The sequence below is a fragment of the Hyphomonas sp. genome (assembly GCF_018402285.1).
Classification (GTDB): Bacteria; Pseudomonadota; Alphaproteobacteria; order Caulobacterales; family Hyphomonadaceae; genus Hyphomonas.
The window spans coordinates 313,440-332,092 of sequence record NZ_JAGYJH010000003.1 but is presented as its reverse complement, the minus strand read 5'-3'; the positions used below and the strand labels follow the sequence as shown (position 1 = coordinate 332,092).

General features: G+C 63.9%; 19 protein-coding genes and 1 pseudogene. 10 read left to right on the top strand and 10 right to left on the bottom strand.

What is annotated here, in order from left to right:
- The first annotated feature begins 143 nt into the window (after window positions 1–143).
- Window positions 144–890 (top strand): glycosyltransferase family 2 protein, encoded by a 747-nt coding sequence (locus tag KG722_RS04130; protein ID WP_300998224.1) that lies wholly within the window; start codon window positions 144–146, stop codon window positions 888–890.
- Between the two features lie 5 nt (window positions 891–895).
- Here KG722_RS04130 and KG722_RS04125 read toward each other — a convergent pair whose 3' ends face one another.
- Window positions 896–1,522, bottom strand: a complete 627-nt coding sequence (locus tag KG722_RS04125; protein WP_213269756.1) for an SCO family protein — start codon at window positions 1,520–1,522, stop codon at window positions 896–898.
- Between the two features lie 62 nt (window positions 1,523–1,584).
- Between KG722_RS04125 and KG722_RS04120 the strand changes: the two genes are divergently transcribed.
- The gene (locus KG722_RS04120) at window positions 1,585–2,952 is read left to right on the top strand and encodes an ActS/PrrB/RegB family redox-sensitive histidine kinase (protein WP_213269754.1); all 1,368 of its coding nucleotides are present in this window, start codon (window positions 1,585–1,587) and stop codon (window positions 2,950–2,952) included.
- 59 nt (window positions 2,953–3,011) lie between these two features.
- A complete protein-coding gene (locus KG722_RS04115) occupies window positions 3,012–3,584 on the top strand; it encodes an ActR/PrrA/RegA family redox response regulator transcription factor (protein ID WP_213269751.1) in 573 nt (190 codons plus the stop codon).
- A gap of 3 nt (window positions 3,585–3,587) precedes the next feature.
- Here KG722_RS04115 and KG722_RS04110 read toward each other — a convergent pair whose 3' ends face one another.
- Complete coding sequence (locus KG722_RS04110) at window positions 3,588–4,529, bottom strand: prephenate/arogenate dehydrogenase family protein (protein WP_213269748.1); 942 nt, start codon at window positions 4,527–4,529, stop codon at window positions 3,588–3,590.
- 183 nt (window positions 4,530–4,712) lie between these two features.
- Here KG722_RS04110 and KG722_RS04105 point away from each other — a divergent pair, with 183 nt between their 5' ends.
- The gene (locus KG722_RS04105) at window positions 4,713–5,042 is read left to right on the top strand and encodes a DUF983 domain-containing protein (RefSeq protein ID WP_213269746.1); all 330 of its coding nucleotides are present in this window, start codon (window positions 4,713–4,715) and stop codon (window positions 5,040–5,042) included.
- Between the two features lie 212 nt (window positions 5,043–5,254).
- On the top strand, window positions 5,255–5,725 hold the full coding sequence (locus tag KG722_RS04100; protein ID WP_213269744.1) for a hypothetical protein: 471 nt from the start codon (window positions 5,255–5,257) through the stop codon (window positions 5,723–5,725).
- A gap of 30 nt (window positions 5,726–5,755) precedes the next feature.
- Here KG722_RS04100 and phaR read toward each other — a convergent pair whose 3' ends face one another.
- Window positions 5,756–6,346, bottom strand: coding sequence for a polyhydroxyalkanoate synthesis repressor PhaR (gene phaR / locus KG722_RS04095; RefSeq protein WP_213269741.1), 591 nt, complete (start codon window positions 6,344–6,346; stop codon window positions 5,756–5,758).
- 156 nt (window positions 6,347–6,502) lie between these two features.
- Here phaR and phbB point away from each other — a divergent pair, with 156 nt between their 5' ends.
- Entirely contained in the window at window positions 6,503–7,228 is a 726-nt protein-coding gene (phbB, locus tag KG722_RS04090) for an acetoacetyl-CoA reductase (protein WP_213269738.1), read from the top strand.
- Window positions 7,229–7,310: 82 nt separating this feature from the next.
- On the opposite strand, the gene KG722_RS04085 is transcribed toward phbB, so the two are convergent.
- Both KG722_RS04085 and gloB read right to left on the bottom strand, forming a co-directional pair.
- Complete coding sequence (locus KG722_RS04085; protein ID WP_300998222.1) at window positions 7,311–7,712, bottom strand: cupin domain-containing protein; 402 nt, start codon at window positions 7,710–7,712, stop codon at window positions 7,311–7,313.
- A gap of 47 nt (window positions 7,713–7,759) precedes the next feature.
- Window positions 7,760–8,530, bottom strand: a complete 771-nt coding sequence (gene gloB, locus KG722_RS04080; RefSeq protein ID WP_213269734.1) for a hydroxyacylglutathione hydrolase — start codon at window positions 8,528–8,530, stop codon at window positions 7,760–7,762.
- Window positions 8,531–8,586: 56 nt separating this feature from the next.
- Here gloB and KG722_RS04075 point away from each other — a divergent pair, with 56 nt between their 5' ends.
- Both KG722_RS04075 and KG722_RS04070 read left to right on the top strand, forming a co-directional pair.
- Window positions 8,587–9,330 (top strand): methyltransferase domain-containing protein, encoded by a 744-nt coding sequence (locus KG722_RS04075; RefSeq protein ID WP_213269731.1) that lies wholly within the window; start codon window positions 8,587–8,589, stop codon window positions 9,328–9,330.
- A 63-nt stretch (window positions 9,331–9,393) separates the two neighbouring features.
- Entirely contained in the window at window positions 9,394–9,738 is a 345-nt protein-coding gene (locus KG722_RS04070; protein WP_011648376.1) for a P-II family nitrogen regulator, read from the top strand.
- 68 nt (window positions 9,739–9,806) lie between these two features.
- Here the strand turns inward: KG722_RS04070 and KG722_RS04065 are convergent, their stop codons facing one another.
- The 5 genes and pseudogenes from KG722_RS04065 to KG722_RS15370 all read right to left on the bottom strand — a co-directional run bounded on the left by KG722_RS04065 (window position 9,807) and on the right by KG722_RS15370 (window position 15,155).
- Window positions 9,807–10,913, bottom strand: a complete 1,107-nt coding sequence (locus KG722_RS04065; RefSeq protein WP_213269729.1) for a peptidoglycan DD-metalloendopeptidase family protein — start codon at window positions 10,911–10,913, stop codon at window positions 9,807–9,809.
- Between the two features lie 44 nt (window positions 10,914–10,957).
- Entirely contained in the window at window positions 10,958–11,620 is a 663-nt protein-coding gene (locus KG722_RS04060; RefSeq protein ID WP_213269726.1) for a hypothetical protein, read from the bottom strand.
- Entirely contained in the window at window positions 11,617–12,279 is a 663-nt protein-coding gene (locus KG722_RS04055; RefSeq protein ID WP_213269724.1) for a hypothetical protein, read from the bottom strand. The genes KG722_RS04060 and KG722_RS04055 overlap by 4 nt, the downstream gene beginning before the upstream one ends.
- Window position 12,280: 1 nt before the next feature.
- Window positions 12,281–14,587, bottom strand: a complete 2,307-nt coding sequence (locus tag KG722_RS04050; protein WP_300998221.1) for a S8 family peptidase — start codon at window positions 14,585–14,587, stop codon at window positions 12,281–12,283.
- Between the two features lie 113 nt (window positions 14,588–14,700).
- Window positions 14,701–15,155, bottom strand: a pseudogene (locus tag KG722_RS15370) (SAM-dependent methyltransferase).
- A gap of 133 nt (window positions 15,156–15,288) precedes the next feature.
- On the opposite strand from KG722_RS15370, the gene KG722_RS04040 reads away from it, so the two are divergent.
- The gene (locus tag KG722_RS04040) at window positions 15,289–15,762 is read left to right on the top strand and encodes a pentapeptide repeat-containing protein (protein WP_213269722.1); all 474 of its coding nucleotides are present in this window, start codon (window positions 15,289–15,291) and stop codon (window positions 15,760–15,762) included.
- Window positions 15,763–15,797: 35 nt separating this feature from the next.
- A complete protein-coding gene (locus tag KG722_RS04035; protein ID WP_213269720.1) occupies window positions 15,798–18,641 on the top strand; it encodes a helicase-related protein in 2,844 nt (947 codons plus the stop codon).
- The last annotated feature ends 12 nt before the right edge of the window (window positions 18,642–18,653 follow it).

The following is an 18,653-nucleotide window of genomic DNA, read 5'->3' as shown; positions in this document are numbered from 1 at the left end:
CCCGCAAGCCCCGATACAGCCAGTTGACACCGGACAATTAGGACACACTCCCGAAGAAATGGCCGCTGCACTTGCCCGCGCGTGCCAGCCAGCACTCGATTTTGGGCGCCGGGACGGCTATGTGCCGCAGATAATCGAATTGAATGAATGGACTGGCCGTGGCCGACTCGCTTGAATTCTCCGTCGTCGTGCCGGTTCACAATGAAGCCGGAAATGTCGAACAACTCGCCACCGAGATTGCCCGCGCCCTTGATGGCCGGGCCTTCGAAATGATCTTTGTCGATGACGCATCGACCGACGACACGCGGGTTGAACTCGCCGCGATGAAAGCCCGGTTCCCGATGCTGCGCGTGCTCGGCCACCGCAAGAACGCAGGTCAGAGCCGGGCGATCCGGTCAGGCATCCTGGCGGCGCGCGGCCCGGTCGTTGGCACTCTGGACGGCGATGGGCAGAACGACCCGGCCGACCTGCCAGACCTTTACCGCCAGCTCACCCGAGCAGACGCCCCGCCAACGCTGAAGATGGTCATGGGCCGGCGCGGCAGCCGAAAGGACACCGCCTGGAAACGCTTCGGAAGCCGCTTTGCCAACAACATCCGCCAACGGATGCTCAAGGACAATTGCGACGACTCCGGTTGCGGCATCAAAGTGATGGACCGGACAACCTTCCTTCTGCTTCCCTATTTCGACCACATGCACCGCTACATGCCTGCACTGATGCGGGCCGAGGGCCATGACGTGGAGTTCCGGGAAGTGAACCATCGCCCGCGCGGCGAAGGACGCTCGAACTACACCAATTTCGGCCGCCTGAAGGACGCCCTGTCAGACCTGCGCGGCGTGATGTGGCTCATCCGCCGCCGCCGCAATCCCGGCGGGGCTGACGAGCTATAGCCAGCCTAGAACAACTCCGTAAGGCAGGCCGAGATCGTCTCGGGCGTGTCCTCATGGGTGAAGAAGGTCTTCAGCCTCCAGTCCGCATCCATCACATAGATGAGATTGGTGTGGTCCATAGTGTATTCGGCAAGACTCTCGGGCTGCTCGATCCGGGCATAGTCGGCGAGGAAAGCGTCAGCTGCAGCGCGGATTTCCTCCGGCGTGCCGGTTAGGCCGGTAAGCCCCGCCGGAAAGGCCGGGGTCGTGATATAGGTGGCGAGCGCTTCGGGGGTGTCCCGCTCCGGATCAACCGAGATCAACAGGGTCTGGGGCGGCGTTTCACCCTCAGGCAGGCGGCGGTAAGCCGCGCCGAGTGTGGAGAGCGCTGCCGGGCAAACATCAGGGCAATAGGTGAAGCCGAAATAGATGACCGTGGGCTGGCCCTTGTACATCTCTTGGGTAACGCGGGCGCCGGTATGATCGATCAGCGAGATCGGGCCGCCGATCTCAGAATAGGCGCGGCTGGCGCAGCCTGACTGCGTGCCGCCGGAGCTGGCAACCGCGGTGCCGCCGGATGCGGGCGCTTCGGACCCGCCACAGGCCGCAAGTAGCAGGAAAGCGGGAAGGACGAAGGAGAGGGATGTACGCATGGCCGGGATAGGCGCTCATTCGGGCGCTTGGCGCAAGGGACACGCTGCCGCATAAGTCCGGCATGGATGATTTCTCCCGAGATTCGAGACTGGGCTTCGAAGACGCGATCTTCACCCTCGCGCCCGAGGGGCTGGGTTCGGCGCAATCAGCGCTAGGGCGCACGCGGCTGCGCACCTTCATAACCCTGCGCTGGCTGGCAGTGGCGGGGCAGACGGCGGCCGTACTGCTGGTCGCGTTCATCCTTGGCTTCGACCTGCCCCTGGCGCTTTGCCTCGCAATCATCGCGGCGTCTGCCTGGCTCAACGTGTTCCTTTCCTTCGCCTTCCAGTCCCAACGCCTGACAAGTGGCTGGGAGGCCGTGCTCCAGCTCGGCTTTGACACGGTACAGCTGGCCGCGCTCATTGCCGCCACCGGCGGGCTATCGAACCCCTTCCTCCTTCTGATACTGGCACCGGTCACGGTTGCCGCCCTCAGCCTCCGGCGCCTGCGGGCAACCGCCATCGCCTTGCTGGCGCTTTGCCTTGCCGGGTTGATGGCCTTCATCAGCCTGCCCTTGCCCTGGGACGAAAGCGGCGGCACGCACCTGCCCATTCTATTCCAGTGGGGCCAGTTTGCCGCCCTCGCCGTCGGGGTTGTCTTCTTCACCCTGTCGGCCGCCCGCGTCAGCCAGGACGAAGCCCGCCTCGTGCGCGCGCTTGATGCGGCCAGCGTCGTCATGGCGCGCGAGCAGAAACTCTCCGCGCTCGGCGCCATGTCGGCCATGACCGCGCATGAACTCGGGACACCGCTCGCCACCATTCACCTTGTGGCAAAAGAGCTCGTCCAGCAGATGGACCCGGATGATCCGCACGCCGAAGATCTCCGGCTGATTGCCGAACAAGCAGACCGCTGCCGTTCGATCCTCTCGGCAATCCGTGAGGCGCGCGACGCGACCGATATCGTGCATGCGCGCATGCCGCTCGATACCCTGGTGGAAGAAGCCGCCGCTCCGATGAAGGGTCTGGGCGTTGCGCTCGTCGTGCGGGCCGTGCCCGGCGAAGGCGGCTCAGACAAGCCTCCCATCCTCGCCCGCAGCCCGGAAATCCTGCATGCCCTCGGCGCCTTCATCGAGAATGCCGTCAGCTTTGCCGCCACCCGCGTCGACGCCACCGCAAGCTGGACGGCCGATCAGGTGGTGATCACCATCACCGATGACGGGCCGGGTTTCTCACCCGAAGTGCTGCCCAAACTGGGTGAGCCGTATATTTCTGAACGTTCCGAAGCCCGCCTTGGCGGAGGCGACATGGGCCTCGGTTTCTTCATCGCAAAGACGCTGATCGAGCGTACTGGCGGCCGAATTGCCTCCCGCAACCGGACGCCACCTGCCACCGGCGCCATAGTTCAGGCTGTTTGGCCGCTGTCCGCGCTGCTGCCGCGAAGCTTGGAATAGTTGACAATTCCTCCATATATCCCCTTACCGGCGGCAAGACCGCCCAAAGGAGAGTGCGTATGGAACGCCCCGCTGTCGTGAACCTGCATCCGAGCCTTGAGGGCGTCGAAGACAAATCCTGCCTCGTCATGGACGATGACGGTCCGTTTGTGCAGCGTCTTGCGCGCGCGCTCGCCCAGCGTGGCTTCATCGTTTCGGCGGTGACGAATGTGTCTGAAGGCAAGGATATCGCCCGCCTCAACCCGCCGGCCTTTGCCGTGCTGGACCTGCGCCTGGAAGACGGCAGCGGCCTCGACGTGGTCGAAGTGCTGCAAAAGCATCGCCCGGACGCCCGCGCGGTGATCCTCACCGGCTATGGCGCGATTGCGACAGCCGTTGCGGCGGTCAAGGCCGGCGCCGTCGATTATCTCTCCAAGCCCGCTGATGTGGAAGACATAATCCGCTCGCTGACCGCCACGCAGGACGAGCGCCCTGCCCCGCCAGAAAATCCGATGTCAGCAGACCGGGTCCGCTGGGAACACATCCAGCGCGTCTATGAACTCTGCAATCACAACGTCTCGGAAACGGCGCGCCGCCTCAACATGCACCGCCGTACGCTGCAGCGGATCCTCGCCAAGCGCGCGCCCAAGTAAGCCTCAGGCAGGCTCGTCGGGCTCTGGCGCATTCCGGCCGAAGTTGACGGCGCTGGAATCCTGACCGGCATCGATAATCGCCTTGCGGATCGAGCGGGCGCGCGTGAACTCCCGGATGAGCGTATCCCCGTCGCCCCAGCGTATGGCGCGCTGCAGGACGGCAAGGTCTTCAGAAAACCGCCCAAGGCATTCAAGTACCGCATCCTTGTTGTTGAGGAACACGTCCCGCCACATCACAGGGTCTGATGCGGCAATGCGGGTGAAATCTCGGAAACCGCCGGCCGAGTATTTCACCACTTCTCCCTGCTCCACCGATTCAAGATCAAAGGCGGTGGTGACGATGTTGAACGCGATCAGGTGGGGCAGGTGCGAGGTAATGGCCAGCACGCGGTCATGGCGGGCGGCGTCCATCGCTTCCACTCGGGCGCCAAGCCGGGTCCAGAAGGCCGCAAGGTGGTCGGTGGCGGTCTGGTAGGCTTCATCCTGGCCCGACAGGGGCGTCAGGATATGCCACGCGCCGCGGAACAGCGTTGGAAAACCGGCCTCCGGGCCCGATTGTTCCGTTCCGGCGATGGGATGGCCCGGAATCACATGGATACGGCCATCCCCGGCATCATGCAGAGCGCGGGCCGCCTCGCTCTTGACCGAGCCGACATCGGTGAGAATGGCGCCGTATTTCATGGCGGGCACAGCGCCCGCCGCGACTGCGCCGATAGCGCCGACAGGCACGCAAACGATCACACAGTCTGCTTCGGCCACGGCCGCTTCCAAGGTCGGGGCAATGGTGCCGAGCCCCAGCTCCGTGGCCCGGGCGCGCACGTCCGGGCTTGCGTCATAGAGAACGACATCTCCAGCCGCGCCATACTCCGCCGCGGCCCGTGCAATCGAGGAGCCAATAAGGCCCACACCGATGATGGCGAGGCGGCTGAAAACAGGATCGGACATGAGAGGCGCTCCGGGAGGGCGTGGAAACCGGCGCACTCGTGGGCAATGCGCTTGCCCGCGTCAAGAGGAGGCGCGGGCGTTTGTCACGGCGCCAGGACAAGGGTGAATGCCTAACTATTGAACATGAGCGATCAACCAACCCCAATCCTATCCGGCATTCGTCAGCGCTGCGGTGCATGCGGTGTGGGCAAACTCTTCAGGGGCTATCTCAAGCTCAACGATGCGTGCCCCTATTGCGGGCGCGACATGACCGCAGCCGATACGGCCGATGGCCCGGCTTTCTTCGTAGGCTTCGGGGTGCTCATCCTTATGGCACCTTTCCTGTTCCTGGTGCCGATGAGCCCGCTGCCCTTCGGGCTGAAACTGCTTGCGATGCTGGGTGTGGCGGCAGTCGTCACCCTGCTCTGCCTCTGGCTGCTACCAGCGGCCAAGGGGGTTCTTCTGAACCTGCAGCTGCATCACAAGGCTGAAGAAGCCAGCTTTGAAAAACCCATCAGCTCACCGGAAAGCTGAGCCTGTTCCGGGCCCCTGCAAATCTCCTCGCCACCCTCGCCGCGATACGTTAGACAGGGTTGGTAAACGCAACCGGCTTTGCGAGGGTGGACGTGGCCAAGAATGCCTCGAAAGATACTCAGATCGCATTGGCGGGCGCGGCTATTGCCAAGATGGAGCGTGACCAGAAACGTCGCGCGGGCAATGGCGAAACTCAAAAACAGGGGTCATTCATGCGTCTAATGTTCGGGATCTTTCCGCTGCTGGTTATACCGGTTGTGCTCTACAATCTCCTGGCCATGGCCTTTGGTGGCCCCGTTCAGGATATTGACGCCTCCGGCCAGCTGATCCAGTCGCAGGCCGCCCCCATGGCAAGCCTGTTGAACGAGCGGTTCCTTGGCCTGCCAATGATCTCGGGGGTCGAATGGGTGCTTACAAAGGGGGATGCGATCGTCCTGCTGGCGGTCATCTTCCTCTTCCTCGAGATCCTGAAATCCACCAGCACCGGCACTGCCACGATTATCAATCACGGCATTTCGCTGCTGATCTTCATTCTCTGCCTGGTGCAGTTCCTGCTGATGCCGAATTTTGCCACGTCGACCTTCTTCATCCTGACGGCGATGACGCTGCTCGATGTCCTTGCCGGTGTCATCGTCACCATCGTCTCTGCACGCCGGGACTTCGGCGTGGCGGGCGACGTCTGATTTCGGGACAGTCCGAGCGCCCGGCCGGCCTTATTCCTTTCGGGAAAGGTCGGCCAGCTGCTTCTGGATGGCTTCCATCTGCTCCTGCATCGCGGCAAGTGCTTCAGCCTGATATTCCATGAACGGATTTGACGGTGGCTGGGACGCGTTGCGGGGCTCGGCGGGACCAGTGCTGCCCGGCGCGACGCCGGGCATGAACATTTTCATCGCCTGCTCGAACATCGCCATGTTGCGCCGCGTCTGAGCCTCGAACATGCTCATCGGATTGGCGGCCTTGCGCCATTCCTTCTGGGCCTGCGAGAAGCTGTTCATCGACATTTCCAGGAATGACGGCAGATAGGCCTGCGCGCCGCCGCCATAGAAGCCGATCAGCTGACGCAGGAAATTGAGTGGCAAAGCGCCCTGGCCCTTGGTTTCGTGCTCGAAAATGATCTGGGTGAGCACCTGCCGGGTCAGGTCTTCACCAGACTTGGCGTCCCGGACTTCAAAGTCCTGGCCTTCCCGGACAAGATCGGACAGGTGTTCCAGAGTGACATAGGACGATGTCGACGTGTCGTAGAGACGCCGGTTCGCGTATTTCTTTATGATAATCGGCCCAACTGAGCCCGATTGTCTGGCCATTTCCTCACCTCGCGCGATGCCCTGCAATGGAGCAAGCAATTATTGTGCTAGTGCGAAACAGTTGCACATAACCCTTTCAACACCAATGCGCTATTGATGTGGAACCCTCTTCTGGGCAAGGCTTATCCCAATGAGACAATTGGGAGGAAATGCACCATGGCAAAGACGGCTCTGGTTACCGGCGGAACGCGCGGCATCGGCAAGGCAATCAGCGAAACGCTGAAGGCCAAAGGTTACACCGTGGCGGCCAATTATGGCGGCAATGACGCGGCCGCACAGGCCTTTTCCAAAGAGAGCGGCATCAAGGTCTACAAGTTCGACGTGGCCGATTATGACGCCGTTGGCGCAGGCCTGAAGGCGGTCGAGGCCGATCTGGGACCAGTGGACGTTCTGGTTAACAATGCCGGCATCACGCGGGACGCGCCGTTCCACAAGATGACCCTGTCTCAGTGGCAAGAGGTCATAAATGTCGACCTTACCTCGGCGTTCAATGTGACCCGCCAGGTCTGGGACGGAATGCGCGAACGCAGCTGGGGCCGGGTCATCAACATCTCCTCGATCAACGGCCAGAAGGGCCAGTTTACCCAGGCCAACTACTCGGCTGCCAAGGCCGGGCTCATCGGCTTTACCAAGGCGCTGGCCTATGAGGGCGCCAAGAAGGGCATCACCGCAAACGTCGTGGCGCCAGGCTATATCGATACCGAGATGCTGCAGGCAGTGAAGCCGGAAGTGCTCGATGGCATCATTGCGACGATCCCGGTAGGCCGTCTGGGCAAGGCCGAGGAGATCGCCTCGATGTGCGCTTATCTCGCCTCAGACGAAGCCGCCTTCATCAACGGGGCTACCATGACGGTGAACGGCGCGCAGTACATCGCTGGCTGAACAAGCGGGGGCTTCTCCTGTGGATAATTCCCCGGAAAAACTCCAGCGCAGTTGGAGTTTTCTGGTGTCTGGAGCGCCTTGATCAGACCTCCGGCCGCCATCCGGGCGGAGCCATCGTGAAACCGGAAAATTCAAAGCCCGGCGCTACAAGACAGGATACAAGCGTCCAGGCGCCGAGCGTCTCGGCCGTCTGCCAGTGCCCGGCCGGGACGATTGCCTGCGGGCGCTGGCCGGCGCGCAGGTCCGGGCCAAGAATGACGCCTGAGGCGCCCTTCCCGTCCGGCGGCGAGAGGGTCAGTGCGAGCGGACCGCCCGCGTGCCAGAGCCAGGCTTCATCGGCATCAACCTGGTGCCAGGCTGAAATCTCGTCCACCTGAAGGAGATAGTATATGGCGGTGAGACTGGCGCGGTGGCTGTCTCCTCCTGCCGCGCGGTAGGTCTCGCCATAATGGCCGCCTTCCGGATGGGGCTGGAGGGCGAGCATCCTGATGATTTCATTTGGACCCAAATCGCCGGAAATGGCAGGCCTCATCAGAAGCGATCCTTCCGGCCACGGATTTCCCCAAAGGTGGCTACCGCATTACCCGAATGCCCCATGGCGAGCTGCATCTCGGGCAGGTCTGCCCGCAGGAAAGGATTTGTCTCCAGCTCCCGCTCCAGTAGCGCCGGTACAGTCGGCTTGCCTTCGGCCCGGCGTTTCTCGATCCAGGCAACATAGTCTTTCAGCGCCTTGTTTTCGGGCTCGATGGTGACCGCGAACTTCGCGTTCGAGGCGGTGTATTCGTGCGCGCAGTAGAGCTGGGTCTTCTTCGGCAGCTTCCTGATGCGGGAGAGGCTCTCCCACATCATTTCCATGGTGCCTTCAAACACGCGGCCGCAGCCGAGGGCGAAGACCGCGTCGCCGACGAAGGCGGCGCCCTGATCGGGCAGGTGAAAGGCGATGTGGCCGAGCGTATGGCCGGGTACATCGATAACCATTGCGGTGGCACCGCCGAGCTCAACCGTATCGCCGCCCTTTACCGCCCGGTCGATGCCCGGAATTTTCGCCGCCTCCCCGGCCGGGCCGATAATGCGGCAGCCGGTCGCTTCCTTGATCCTGAGGTTTCCGCCCGCATGATCCGGATGCCAGTGGGTGTTCCAGATTTCGCTGATCTGCCAGCCCATCTTTTCCGCTTCGGCGAGGTAGACAGCGGCGTCCGGCGTATCGATGGCAATCGTCTGGCCGGAGCCGGGCTCATGCACCAGATAGCCGTAATTATCGTTCAGGCAGGGAAACTGGTGTATTTCAATCACGACAGTCATTTCTTACCTCCACTAACCGCCCCCGAACGACAGGAACGCGCAAGCCACCCATAACGATGCGACAGGACGCCGTCACCCTTGAACGCTTCTATGCGTCAGACCTCGGAAAGGCCGCCGCGCGCATCCTGTCGGGCAAGCTGACCGATCTGTGGGGCGAGTCCAAGGGGCTTTCGGTACTTGGCCTGGGCTATGCCCTGCCCGTGTTGGATGCATTCTCCGGCGGGCCGCGCCGGATGATCGCCGCCGTGCCGCATGAGCACGGGCCCGTGCGATGGGACTATTCCGGCCGGGGTAACGCTGCCGTCGCTGTGGGCGACCCCCGCCTCCCCTTCCCGGACGGGATGTTTGACAGGGTGATCATCCTGCATGGCCTGGAAGAAACCGGCGACCCGCGCTCCTATTTGCGCGAGATATGGCGCGTGACCGCGCCGGAGGGCCGCATCGTGCTGGCTGCGGCCAATCGCGCCGGGCTATGGTCGCGGGCAACCCGCACGCCGTTCGGGCATGGCCGGCCCTGGACGCGCAGCCAGCTGTCAAACCTGCTCTCGACCGGGCTGTTCCAGGTGACCGCCTCTTCCAGCGCGCTCTACATGCCACCGACCGACCTTGGCCTTGTCACATCCGCGGCCGAAGGCTGGGAAGCGATGGGGCGGCTCATTGCGCCAGGCATTGGCGGGGTGGTGCTTATCGAAGCGGTGAAACGCCTCTATGCCCCGCCAAAGGGCGGAACCGCCGCCCCGGTGACCGATCGCGTGCGCCTTGCCCGTCCTGCCCGCGCGGCAAGACGTGAAGAACATTGACGAGACGCCCATGTTGATTACCTTCGCACTTGCAGCGTCCGGCCCAGCAGACAGGAACCCGCCATGAAACAGATCACAGCCGTCTTCAAGCCAAGCCGCCTGGACGCGGTCATCGAGGCGATTTCCGAGGCAGGCGCAACGGGCCTGACCGTCACCGAAGTACGCGGCTATGGCCGCCAGCAGGGCAAGACCGAAGTCTATCGCGGAGCCGAATACGAAGTACGCCTCCTGCCCAAGGTGAAGGTGGAGCTGGCCTGCGCAGACGCGGATGTGGAGCGCTTCATCGAGGCAATCACCCAAGCGGCCAATACCGGCACCATCGGCGACGGCAAGATATTCGTCCATGACCTAGACTCCATCCTGCGCATCCGCACCGGCGAACGCGATGAGCAGGCGATTTCGGGCTGACGCCCGGCTGGCGCTCGACCAGATCCACCAGATACGAAAAGGGCGGCCCGAGGGCCGCCCTTCTTGCTTCACTCGATGATCTCATACCCTTCCGGGATGACCCAGTCTGGCGCCGAGGCAATGCCGATCTCCGGCTCCAGCTGCTCGCCTGGGCCGTTTTCGCGGCGCTCGTAAGCTTCCACGAGCGAGAGGTAAGGCGGGACATGCACCCAGCCATTGCCAGCGGTGTTCTGGGTAATCTCGAAATGCAGGTGGATCGTGGTCGGTGTGCCACCAAAATCATTCGATACATAACCGATCAGATCGCCCGCCTTGACGAACTGACCGGCGGTAACCGCGAGGCGGTTCATGTTGAGGTGCATGTAATTGTAGATGCTGCCTTCGCCGCGGAGTTTGACCGTGTACGTGCCGATCGAAGAGATGACGCCATCCTCGACAGCGACGACTTCATGGATGCCGCGCTGAGCCGCACTCTGGCGGCGCAGCGTGTTGCAGTCGGCCGCCGTGCCGACGCGGATGTCCTGACCCTGATGGATCCTGTTCACCGGGCAGAAGGGCGAGCCGCGATTGGCCGAGCGGGTTTCGCAGAAATTGTCCCGCCAGGGATATTCGTAATTGCGCGCATCGCATTGATCGCCGCCGGCAACGCCGCCTCCGAACATGAACACCTGCGACTGGAGGAAGGCCGGAGCCGACTTGATCGGGAAGACAATGCCCGGTGCATGCACGATCTGTTCGGAAAAGCCCCCGCCAGACCCGGCCAGAAGGGCGCCGGGCGCGTGGAAGCTGAACACCGGTTCGACCACCGGTTCCGGCTCTGGCTCCGGCTGGGGTTGAGGCTCGGGTGTTTCCGGCTCGCCGGGATCGGTGCCGGGGTCATCCGGCAGGGCCGGGTCTTCAGCCGGTGTTTCATCCGTAGGCGTTTCGCCGCCGGGCGCTTCATCCACCGGCATCTCCGGGGACGCTGGCTCTTCCTCGGTGGGTGGTCCGTCCACGGGATCAACCGCCGGGGCCTCCTCTTCCTCAAGCGGGGGCAGCGCCCAGGGGTCCTCCCCCGGCTCGGGCGGGGGCGGACCTGGCGCGCCGGGCGGAATGGCGGGGCCGGGCTCCGGCGTCTCGGGCGGGGGGCCGCCATCGCCGGGCAGGCGGACAAAGTCGCACCCGCCGAGTAGCATCAAAACGCCACATACTCCGATTGCGGATAAACGTGCTTTCAGCATCAGCGGGTCCCCGATATTACCAGATCCGTTGCAAAAGCCTCAGCCTCTTCCTGCGTGATGCAAGCCGGTAGGCCGTTGGTCAGCTCCTTGCACTCGAACTCGACGAGATAGTCGGCGCCATAGCGCGAGAAGGAGATCTGGGCGCCGGTCATGGTCGGCTGGAAATTGAAGGCTTCATTGCGGGCGGCGGGCTGCTCGCCGGGTGCGGCAATGATCTTGTTGGTGCCGTTGACGACGGTGTCGTATTTCTCGCCGGGGAAGAAAGCGTAATAGCCATCGCTCATTGACTGAAAACGGACGTCCGACTCCCCGCCCTGCACCGATACAGGGGCCGACGGCAGGAAGACCGGAACCGGCGGGGCCGCATCTCCCGAGGCGACCTGGAAGCTGCCTTCGCGCTCTTCGATAGGGCGGGCAGCCAGGTCACTCCGGGCGGCTTCCCAGTCGATCGCAGCCTCACCTGCGGAGGATTCCGGGCGCACGGGAAGGTCCACTTCAGTAGGGCCGGTTTCTTCCGTATCCGGAGCAGCAGGCTCTTCAATCAGCTTGGGCTCGGCGTCCTGCTGGCCGCTGGCGCCCGGGAAGCGGACCTGGTCACACGCGGTGAGCAGCAGGCCGCCGGAAATCATGAGGGGGACGATCTGAAGACGGAGCGATCTCATTTTATGTCCTTCTGGCCGGGATGGGCTACATAGTCTGGGTCTGCATAGGCAACGCCCTCGATGGCGAGGAGGCGGTCCTGCACATCCTTGATGGCGGCCGGCGTTGCCTCTGCAAGGCGACGGGAGAGGCGCATCTCGCCGGAATAGCTGGCACCGGAAAGCTCGAACTCGGCCAATACCGGGATGCGCTCTGTCAGCGCGATCCAGGCGGCTTGCGCAGCGGCAGGATCGCGCTTGAAGTTGCGGGTGATGATATCGACTTCGGGCGCACCCTTCAGGCGAACGATGAAGACAACCTCCGCCGTTCCAGCGCGCGCGGGCAGGACAGCGCCCTGGCCATCGCGCTGGATCGTCACCTGCGGGAGGGGGGAAGCCCTCTCCTCCTCCGGCTCTTCGGCAGGCAGGGGCGCGGGCTCCGGATCGATGATCAGGGAGGGCCGTCCCGGTGGGGGATCAAACGCCATGCCGGATGTCTCCGGCGGGGGCACAGCCTCCGGCTGGCCGGTGGTTGCGGCCAGCCCTGTAACGCCGGCTTCCGTTCCGGACCCTTCCCCGCCCCGCGTTCCGACAGCCGCTAAGCCTGCGGCGCCGGCAATCAGGCCGATCCCGAGCACCCCGAGCGGGCCGCGGACATCGAGTGGAATGCGGGGAAACGCCATCTTATCGGCTGCCTCCGCCTGTCGCTTTCAGCGGCACATTCGCCATGTTGAGCAGCCCCTGCCCGCATGGGCGGGCGCACATGTCCGGGCTGCCTTCGATAGGGGTGGTTCCCGGATACCGGCTGCAGAGGCCTGCGCATTGCAGATTTTCGCGCGGATCGAGCGACTCCCTCAGTGTGCTGATTATCTCTTCGCGGCTGGCCGATGGATCGCGAGCCTTCAGGAGCGCCAGCGCGGCCGAGACATGCGGGGCGGCCATACTGGTACCCTGCTCGTAAGCGTAGAAGCAGTTCTCGACGCCTTCGCCGGTGACCGGATCATAGCAGTTAGTGGCCGCCTTGGTGGAGAGGACGCCGTCAGGCTTTCCGTCACCATTGTCGTCGCGCGTCAGGTCGCCGCCCGGGGCGAGGACCATGACTTCCGGTCCGAAGTTAGAGTAAGGCGCAATCTGGCCTCGCGCGTCACTAGCGGCGACTGTCACGACGTTCCGGCAGCCCGCTGGGGCGTAGAGGCTGGTCGACATGCGGGCATTTCCGGCCGCGGAGACGACGATCACGCCCTCTGCCGTCACCGAGTCGATGGCGTCCTGCAGCGAGGCCGGGCAGGCCCCCAGAAGACCGATCGAGAGGTTGATGATGTCGGCCGGGTTTTCATTCCAGACTTCGGTCCAGACATTGTTCTCGTCTGAGACTTCAGCCGGCACGAGGCCGGCGGCCCAGCGGATGGCATCGTTTATGTCCGACAGGCGCCCACCGCATTTGCCGAGCGCGCGCACCGGCACGATGCGCACATCCCAGGCCCCGCCTGCAACGCCAGCGCTATTATTGGTCGCCGCCGCGCCAATGGTGCCAGCCACGTGCGTGCCGTGGAAACTATCGGCAGCATTGGGTTTGGTCGGGTCGCACATGTCGCCCGGGTCATTGGGGTCAGTGTCGCGGCCATCGCCGTCATTGCCCATGCGCGGATCTGAGACCATGTCATAGCCCGGCATGATGTTGGGCGAGCCGGCAATATCGGGATGACTCATCTGCAGACCGGTATCGACCACAGCGACAACGATGCCGTCCGAGCCGGTAATGCCCTGACGCGTCCAGAAGCTTTCAAAGCCTGCCCCGCCTGCCGTGCGGCCGTCGGCGGTGCCCTTGTCACGGAAGTGCCATTGCAGTGCCCAGAGCGGATCATTCGGTGCGCTTTTGACGGGCTGGACGCCCGGCGAGCCGGTCGACCCGGCTTTGGTCTCCCCTGGCGTGCCCGAAGGCTGGTCCTTGGGTTTGCGGGCAAACTGGTTCTGGAAGATGAAGTCCTGCTCGACATATTCAAACTGGCCCGAAGCGCGCAGGTCCTTCACGATGCAGGCGGTTGCCACGGCAAGGTCCTGGCGGATCAGCTCCGCATCCGGATTTTCCGGGCAGACGGCCGCTTCTGACCGGGCGAGGAACTCTGATGGATTGCTGCTGCCGGTGAATTGGGTGGGATTTGCGCCATCCGGCCCGATCTGGATGATCATCTGCCCCTGGCGCGATAGGGCCACTTCACCGCCGACGCCATATTTGGTCATCGCATCGAGCATGACGGTGTTGGCATCGATCTGCTTGCGCACCACTGCGCGCTCCACCGGAGCGCGGCGGGCCAGCTTGCGGACTTCCACTCTCTCTTCTGGAGCCATGGCCTGAAGGTCTTCCTTGGTGAGGCGCCGCATCTGCACGCGCTGGGCGTCATCGGAGATGGCGACCTGCTCCATCTGCCGACTGGCATTGGCGATTTCCTGGCGGGACTCAAAGGCCGAGTTGGGGTCCAGCCTGATCTTGGGCAGGGCCTGGGCAGGCTCGGCGACAATATCTCCGGCGCCTCCTGGGACTTCGACCACCGAGGGCGGCGGCGCTGGCGCAGCGCGCATCATTTCCTCTTCGGCCATCATTTCCGCGCCTTCGGGGGAGTCGAAATAGTCGAGTTCCTCCTCCATCATGGCGGTGTCTTCTGAGAGTTCGAGAGTTTCGGTGGCAGGAATATTCAAGGGCTTGGCAATGATCGAGCCGACGGCAAACATCGGGCGGTCCTCTTCGGCGATGACGAATTCTGCCATCACGGTGCCAGCCAGCGCGCGGTCTGCCGGGGCAGCACGCTCAAGATTGACATAGGTCTGGTCGATCACGGTCTCGCCGCTGATCTGATCGACCGACGCATCGGCGATCTCGCGGGCCCGGTCGATCCGTGTATCGATCTGGTCGCACCCTGTCAGCAAGGCCACGCCGCCCAAAGCCATCGCGACTGCCGCGCGCGCCGTCCTTGCAGTGTAGTGTTTCAACATGCCGGATATCCCCTTGCGAATGCCATTGAACGCCCCAGCTCAATAAGTTAACGCTGTGATCAGATTATGACGAGGCGCCTGAACTGTCCAACCCGGAATATTCCGGCCCGCTGTCACCAATAGTCCCGCATCAGGTCTCCAGCCCAGTCAGGTTGCTCCACGGGCCCGCGTGGCAGGAATTCGCGCATAACCGGCTTGATATCGAGCACCGGCGTGCCGTCGATCGCGTCGAGGCCGCCGACGCGGACAGATCGGCCCGAAACCCCGAGAATGCGACAGGTGCAGAGCCCGAGCCGGTTTGGCCGGTTCTTGCCCCGCTGGGCGAAGATGCCGACCAGGGGCCAGTTCATATTGCCGCGGGGATGGCGTGCGCCGGTTTCGATCTTCTGCTCGGGAACCCGGTCGAAAAAGAAGATCACTTCGGCATGACTGAAGGTCTCGAGGCCAAAAAGGGCGCTTTCCGGGAACCGGGGGCAAGCTCGATCAAGGCGCGCTCACCGGCCCAATTATCATCGACCGGATCAGCCCGTCCGCCCCGCACCCATCCAATCGGCTGAAGTGTGACCATGTCTCTCTCCCTCTTGCTGGGAGCAGAGACATCCGCTCGGGAAAGCCTGCTGTCAAATCAAGGCCTTCCATTCCAGGGCAAATGCCCACAGAAGGACAGTCTGGGACAAGATAGGTCACGGATGGACACTTTGGTGACGAGAACAGGCGTTCCGGCCGGCACAGCCTTGCGCCCGCTCCTGATCGAGGGGCGCGACCTGCACGGCGCAGACCTTCGCGGGCAGGATTTTGCCGGCGTGCGTTTCCGCAATTGCGAATTGCGAGGCACCCGGCTCGACTGGGCCAACCTTGTCGGGTCATGCCTTAGCCATGCGCGCCTGATGACCGCCTCCCTTACCTATGCGCATCTGCGCGGCGCGGCCCTGAAGGGGGCTAACCTGCGCGCCGCAAGGCTGACCCATGCCAACCTTATGGGCGCGGACATGACCGGGGCAAACCTCTGGCAGGCAGACCTTTCGGGGGCCAATCTCTGCGGCGCGGCCTGTCTCTGGGGCGACATCCGCAAGGCCCGTTTTGCCGGGGCGCTCTATGACGAAGCCACACGCCTGCCGCCCGGTTTTCATCCAGGCACCGAGGGCATGGTCCGCTTTGACATGCCGCGCGCTTGACCTGTCGCGCCCGCGCCCCCATCCCTTCCCTTCACATGACCACGCTCAAGGCCATTCTGGGCCCCACCAACACCGGCAAGACACATTACGCCATCGAGCGGATGCTGGGCTATGGCACCGGTATGATCGGCCTGCCGCTGCGCCTCTTGGCGCGGGAAGTTTATGACCGGGTGGTCGCCGCCAAGGGCTATGCCAGCGCCGCGCTGATCACCGGCGAGGAGCGCATCTGCCCGCCGACTGCGCGATATTTCGTCTGCACGGTGGAATCCATGCCCACCGACATCCGCCCGGATTTCCTGGCCATCGACGAGATCCAGCTCGCCGAGGACGACGACCGGGGACACGTCTTCACCGACCGCATCCTCAACATGCGCGGCAACCATGAAACGCTGCTGCTGGGCGCCGACACGATGCGAGGCCTCCTGCGCGAGCTGAAGCTGGGCGTGGAGACCGAGCCGCGCGAGCGCTTCTCGGAGCTGCGCTATACCGGCCACACCAAGATCACCAAACTGCCCAAACGGACGGCCATCGTCGGCTTTAGCGCAGAGGAAGTCTACGCGATTGCCGAACTGCTGCGGCGCCAGAAAGGCGGAGCAGCCGTTGTCATGGGCGCCCTTTCCCCCCGCACCCGCAACGCGCAGGTGGCGCTCTACCAGTCGGGCGAAGTCGACTACATCGTCGCGACCGACGCGATCGGTATGGGGCTGAACCTCGATGTTGAACGGGTAGTGTTTGCCTCACGCTCCAAATTCGATGGCCGCCGCCACCGCCCGCTCAGCCTCGGCGAATGCGGGCAGATCGCCGGACGCGCCGGGCGGTTCCGCACCGATGGCGAGTTTGGCGAGACAGGCAATTGCCCGGCATTTGCAGACGAAGAGTGGAAGGCCATCGAAGCTCACCGATTTGATCCGGTAGACGCGATCCAGTGGCGCAATTCAGCCCTCGACTATGGAAGCCTCAAATCCCTGATCCGCAGCCTGGAAAAGCCCTCGGGCAATCCGATGCTGATCCACAATCCCCGCGCGCTGGACGAATGGGTGCTGCGCCGGATGAGCGAGGAAGGCGGCATCGGGCCGAATATCAGCGGCGAGCGCAAGGTGCGACGCCTCTGGGACCTTGCCCGGCTGCCGGACTTTCGCAAGGCCGGCCCGGAAGGGCATGGGCGGCTGGTGCTTGGACTCGCCGAGACCCTTGCCGACCCGGACGCCCGCCTTTCGGACGCAGGGCTCGAGCGGCGGATGGAGGACCTTGCCTCCCCGCTGGGCGACATTGCCAAGCTGCAACAGCGCCTTGCGGCGATCCGAACCTGGACCTATGCCGCCCACCGCCCGGACTGGCTGGAAAACCCATCCTATTGGCAGCAGAAAACGCGGGAGATAGAAGACTCCCTTTCAGACGCGCTACACGCAGCGCTGACAGCCCGCTTTGTCGATCGGCGCACCACAGCGCTGCTCGCCAGTCTCAAGAAGGAAGACGCGCTCTTGACCAATCTGACGCCCGACGGCGACGTGACCGTTGAAGGCCATCTCGTCGGCCGCCTGAAAGGCCTCTTCTTCGAGCCCGTGCTCGATGCAAGGACGCTTGAAGGCAAGGCAGTGCGCGGGGCTGCCCTGGCCGCCATCCGCCCGATGCTGAGCCAGCGCCTAACAGAGATTGCCGGGGCACCTTCAGACGCCTTCAAGCTGACCGAAGGGGCCGAGATCGACTTCAGGGGCGCCCCTATTGCCCGCCTGATGAAAGGCACAAGCTGGATTGCCCCGCGCGTGGAATTGATCGGCGCCGTGGAAGTGGATCCGGCCGAACGCGCGCCCGCCCTCTCCCGCGTCGAAGAATGGCTGAAGGGCGACATTGCCCGCATATTGCCGACCCATGCGAAACTGGCGAGCGGGGAAACCGGCGCCGGGCTGGAAGGCATGGCGCGGGGCCTTGCTTTCCGCATCTTGGAAAGTGGCGCTGCGATTGATCTGCGAGCGGACGATCCGCCGGCGCGCATCACGCCTGAGCAGCGCGAAGCCCTCAAAGCTGCCGGCATCCGTGCAGGCCGGGTCGCCGTGCATGCGCCCGACGCGCAGAAGCCGGCCGCCCAGCGCGTGATCGCCATCCTGAAAGCGGTTGCATCTGTAACCGAATATCCCCTTGCCCCGGAAGGCGCGGGCTCCTTCGCGCTGGATGGAACGTGGCCGGAAGAAGCGCTCGCCGCGAACGGCTATCTGCGCTTTGGCCGCCGCGCCGTGCGCGCAGACCTTGCAGAGCGCCTTGGCTGGGAAATTGCCAAGCGCCGCAAGGACGCGGGCAAGAACGCCTTCGCCATTGCTATCGACCTTGCCTCGATGGTCTCCTGCCCCGCCGATGACTGGCCTGGCGTGCTGAAGGGCTTTGGCCTGGCGCCCGCTGAAAAGGACAAGGAAACCGGCGCCGTAACACTCTGGCGCTATGGTGCCCGCTCCCGCCCCGAGGAAGGGCAGGCTGCCCGTCCACCTCGCGCCGAGCGGCCGCAGGGCGAGCGTCCCCAGCGTGAACCCGCACAAGGCGAGCGCTCTGGCCGTCCGCCCACGGATCGCCCGCAGGGCAAAGGCCCGCGGGGCGAGGGCCAGGGCCGTGACCGGAACCGGGGCGGCGATGATCGCCGGCCCCAGCGCGGCAATGACAGTCGGGGTGCCCGGCGCCAGGAAAATCGCCCGGACAATCGCCCGGCCCCGCCGCCGCGCAAGGTGGCTGATCCCGACAGCCCGTTTGCCGCTCTGGCCGCCCTGCTGCCCCCTCCCAAGCCGCCCAAACCACCGCGCCCGCAGAAACAGAAAAAGCCGCGAGAGCAGTCTGCGGAGAAAATTGAGCCGGCAAGTGGTAAGGCGGGCTTCACCTACAAACCCTTCGAGTAACAGGCTGCGCGC

Bases quoted from the DNA above. Each gene is read 5' to 3' on its own strand.
- KG722_RS04075 (WP_213269731.1), top strand. From the start codon at position 8,587: ATGCGACAGGACGCCGTCACCCTTGAACGCTTCTATGCGTCAGACCTC.
- KG722_RS04055 (WP_213269724.1), bottom strand. From the start codon at position 12,279: ATGGCGTTTCCCCGCATTCCACTCGATGTCCGCGGCCCGCTCGGGGTG.
- KG722_RS04110 (WP_213269748.1), bottom strand. From the start codon at position 4,529: ATGTCCGATCCTGTTTTCAGCCGCCTCGCCATCATCGGTGTGGGCCTT.
- gloB (WP_213269734.1), bottom strand. From the start codon at position 8,530: ATGACTGTCGTGATTGAAATACACCAGTTTCCCTGCCTGAACGATAAT.
- KG722_RS04115 (WP_213269751.1), top strand. From the start codon at position 3,012: ATGGAACGCCCCGCTGTCGTGAACCTGCATCCGAGCCTTGAGGGCGTC.
- phaR (WP_213269741.1), bottom strand. From the start codon at position 6,346: ATGGCCAGACAATCGGGCTCAGTTGGGCCGATTATCATAAAGAAATAC.
- KG722_RS04125 (WP_213269756.1), bottom strand. From the start codon at position 1,522: ATGCGTACATCCCTCTCCTTCGTCCTTCCCGCTTTCCTGCTACTTGCG.
- KG722_RS04085 (WP_300998222.1), bottom strand. From the start codon at position 7,712: ATGCTCGCCCTCCAGCCCCATCCGGAAGGCGGCCATTATGGCGAGACC.
- KG722_RS04035 (WP_213269720.1), top strand. From the start codon at position 15,798: ATGACCACGCTCAAGGCCATTCTGGGCCCCACCAACACCGGCAAGACA.
- KG722_RS04120 (WP_213269754.1), top strand. From the start codon at position 1,585: ATGGATGATTTCTCCCGAGATTCGAGACTGGGCTTCGAAGACGCGATC.
- KG722_RS04130 (WP_300998224.1), top strand. From the start codon at position 144: ATGAATGGACTGGCCGTGGCCGACTCGCTTGAATTCTCCGTCGTCGTG.
- KG722_RS04060 (WP_213269726.1), bottom strand. From the start codon at position 11,620: ATGAGATCGCTCCGTCTTCAGATCGTCCCCCTCATGATTTCCGGCGGC.
- KG722_RS04070 (WP_011648376.1), top strand. From the start codon at position 9,394: ATGAAACAGATCACAGCCGTCTTCAAGCCAAGCCGCCTGGACGCGGTC.
- KG722_RS04100 (WP_213269744.1), top strand. From the start codon at position 5,255: ATGCGTCTAATGTTCGGGATCTTTCCGCTGCTGGTTATACCGGTTGTG.
- KG722_RS04065 (WP_213269729.1), bottom strand. From the start codon at position 10,913: ATGCTACTCGGCGGGTGCGACTTTGTCCGCCTGCCCGGCGATGGCGGC.
- KG722_RS04050 (WP_300998221.1), bottom strand. From the start codon at position 14,587: ATGTTGAAACACTACACTGCAAGGACGGCGCGCGCGGCAGTCGCGATG.
- phbB (WP_213269738.1), top strand. From the start codon at position 6,503: ATGGCAAAGACGGCTCTGGTTACCGGCGGAACGCGCGGCATCGGCAAG.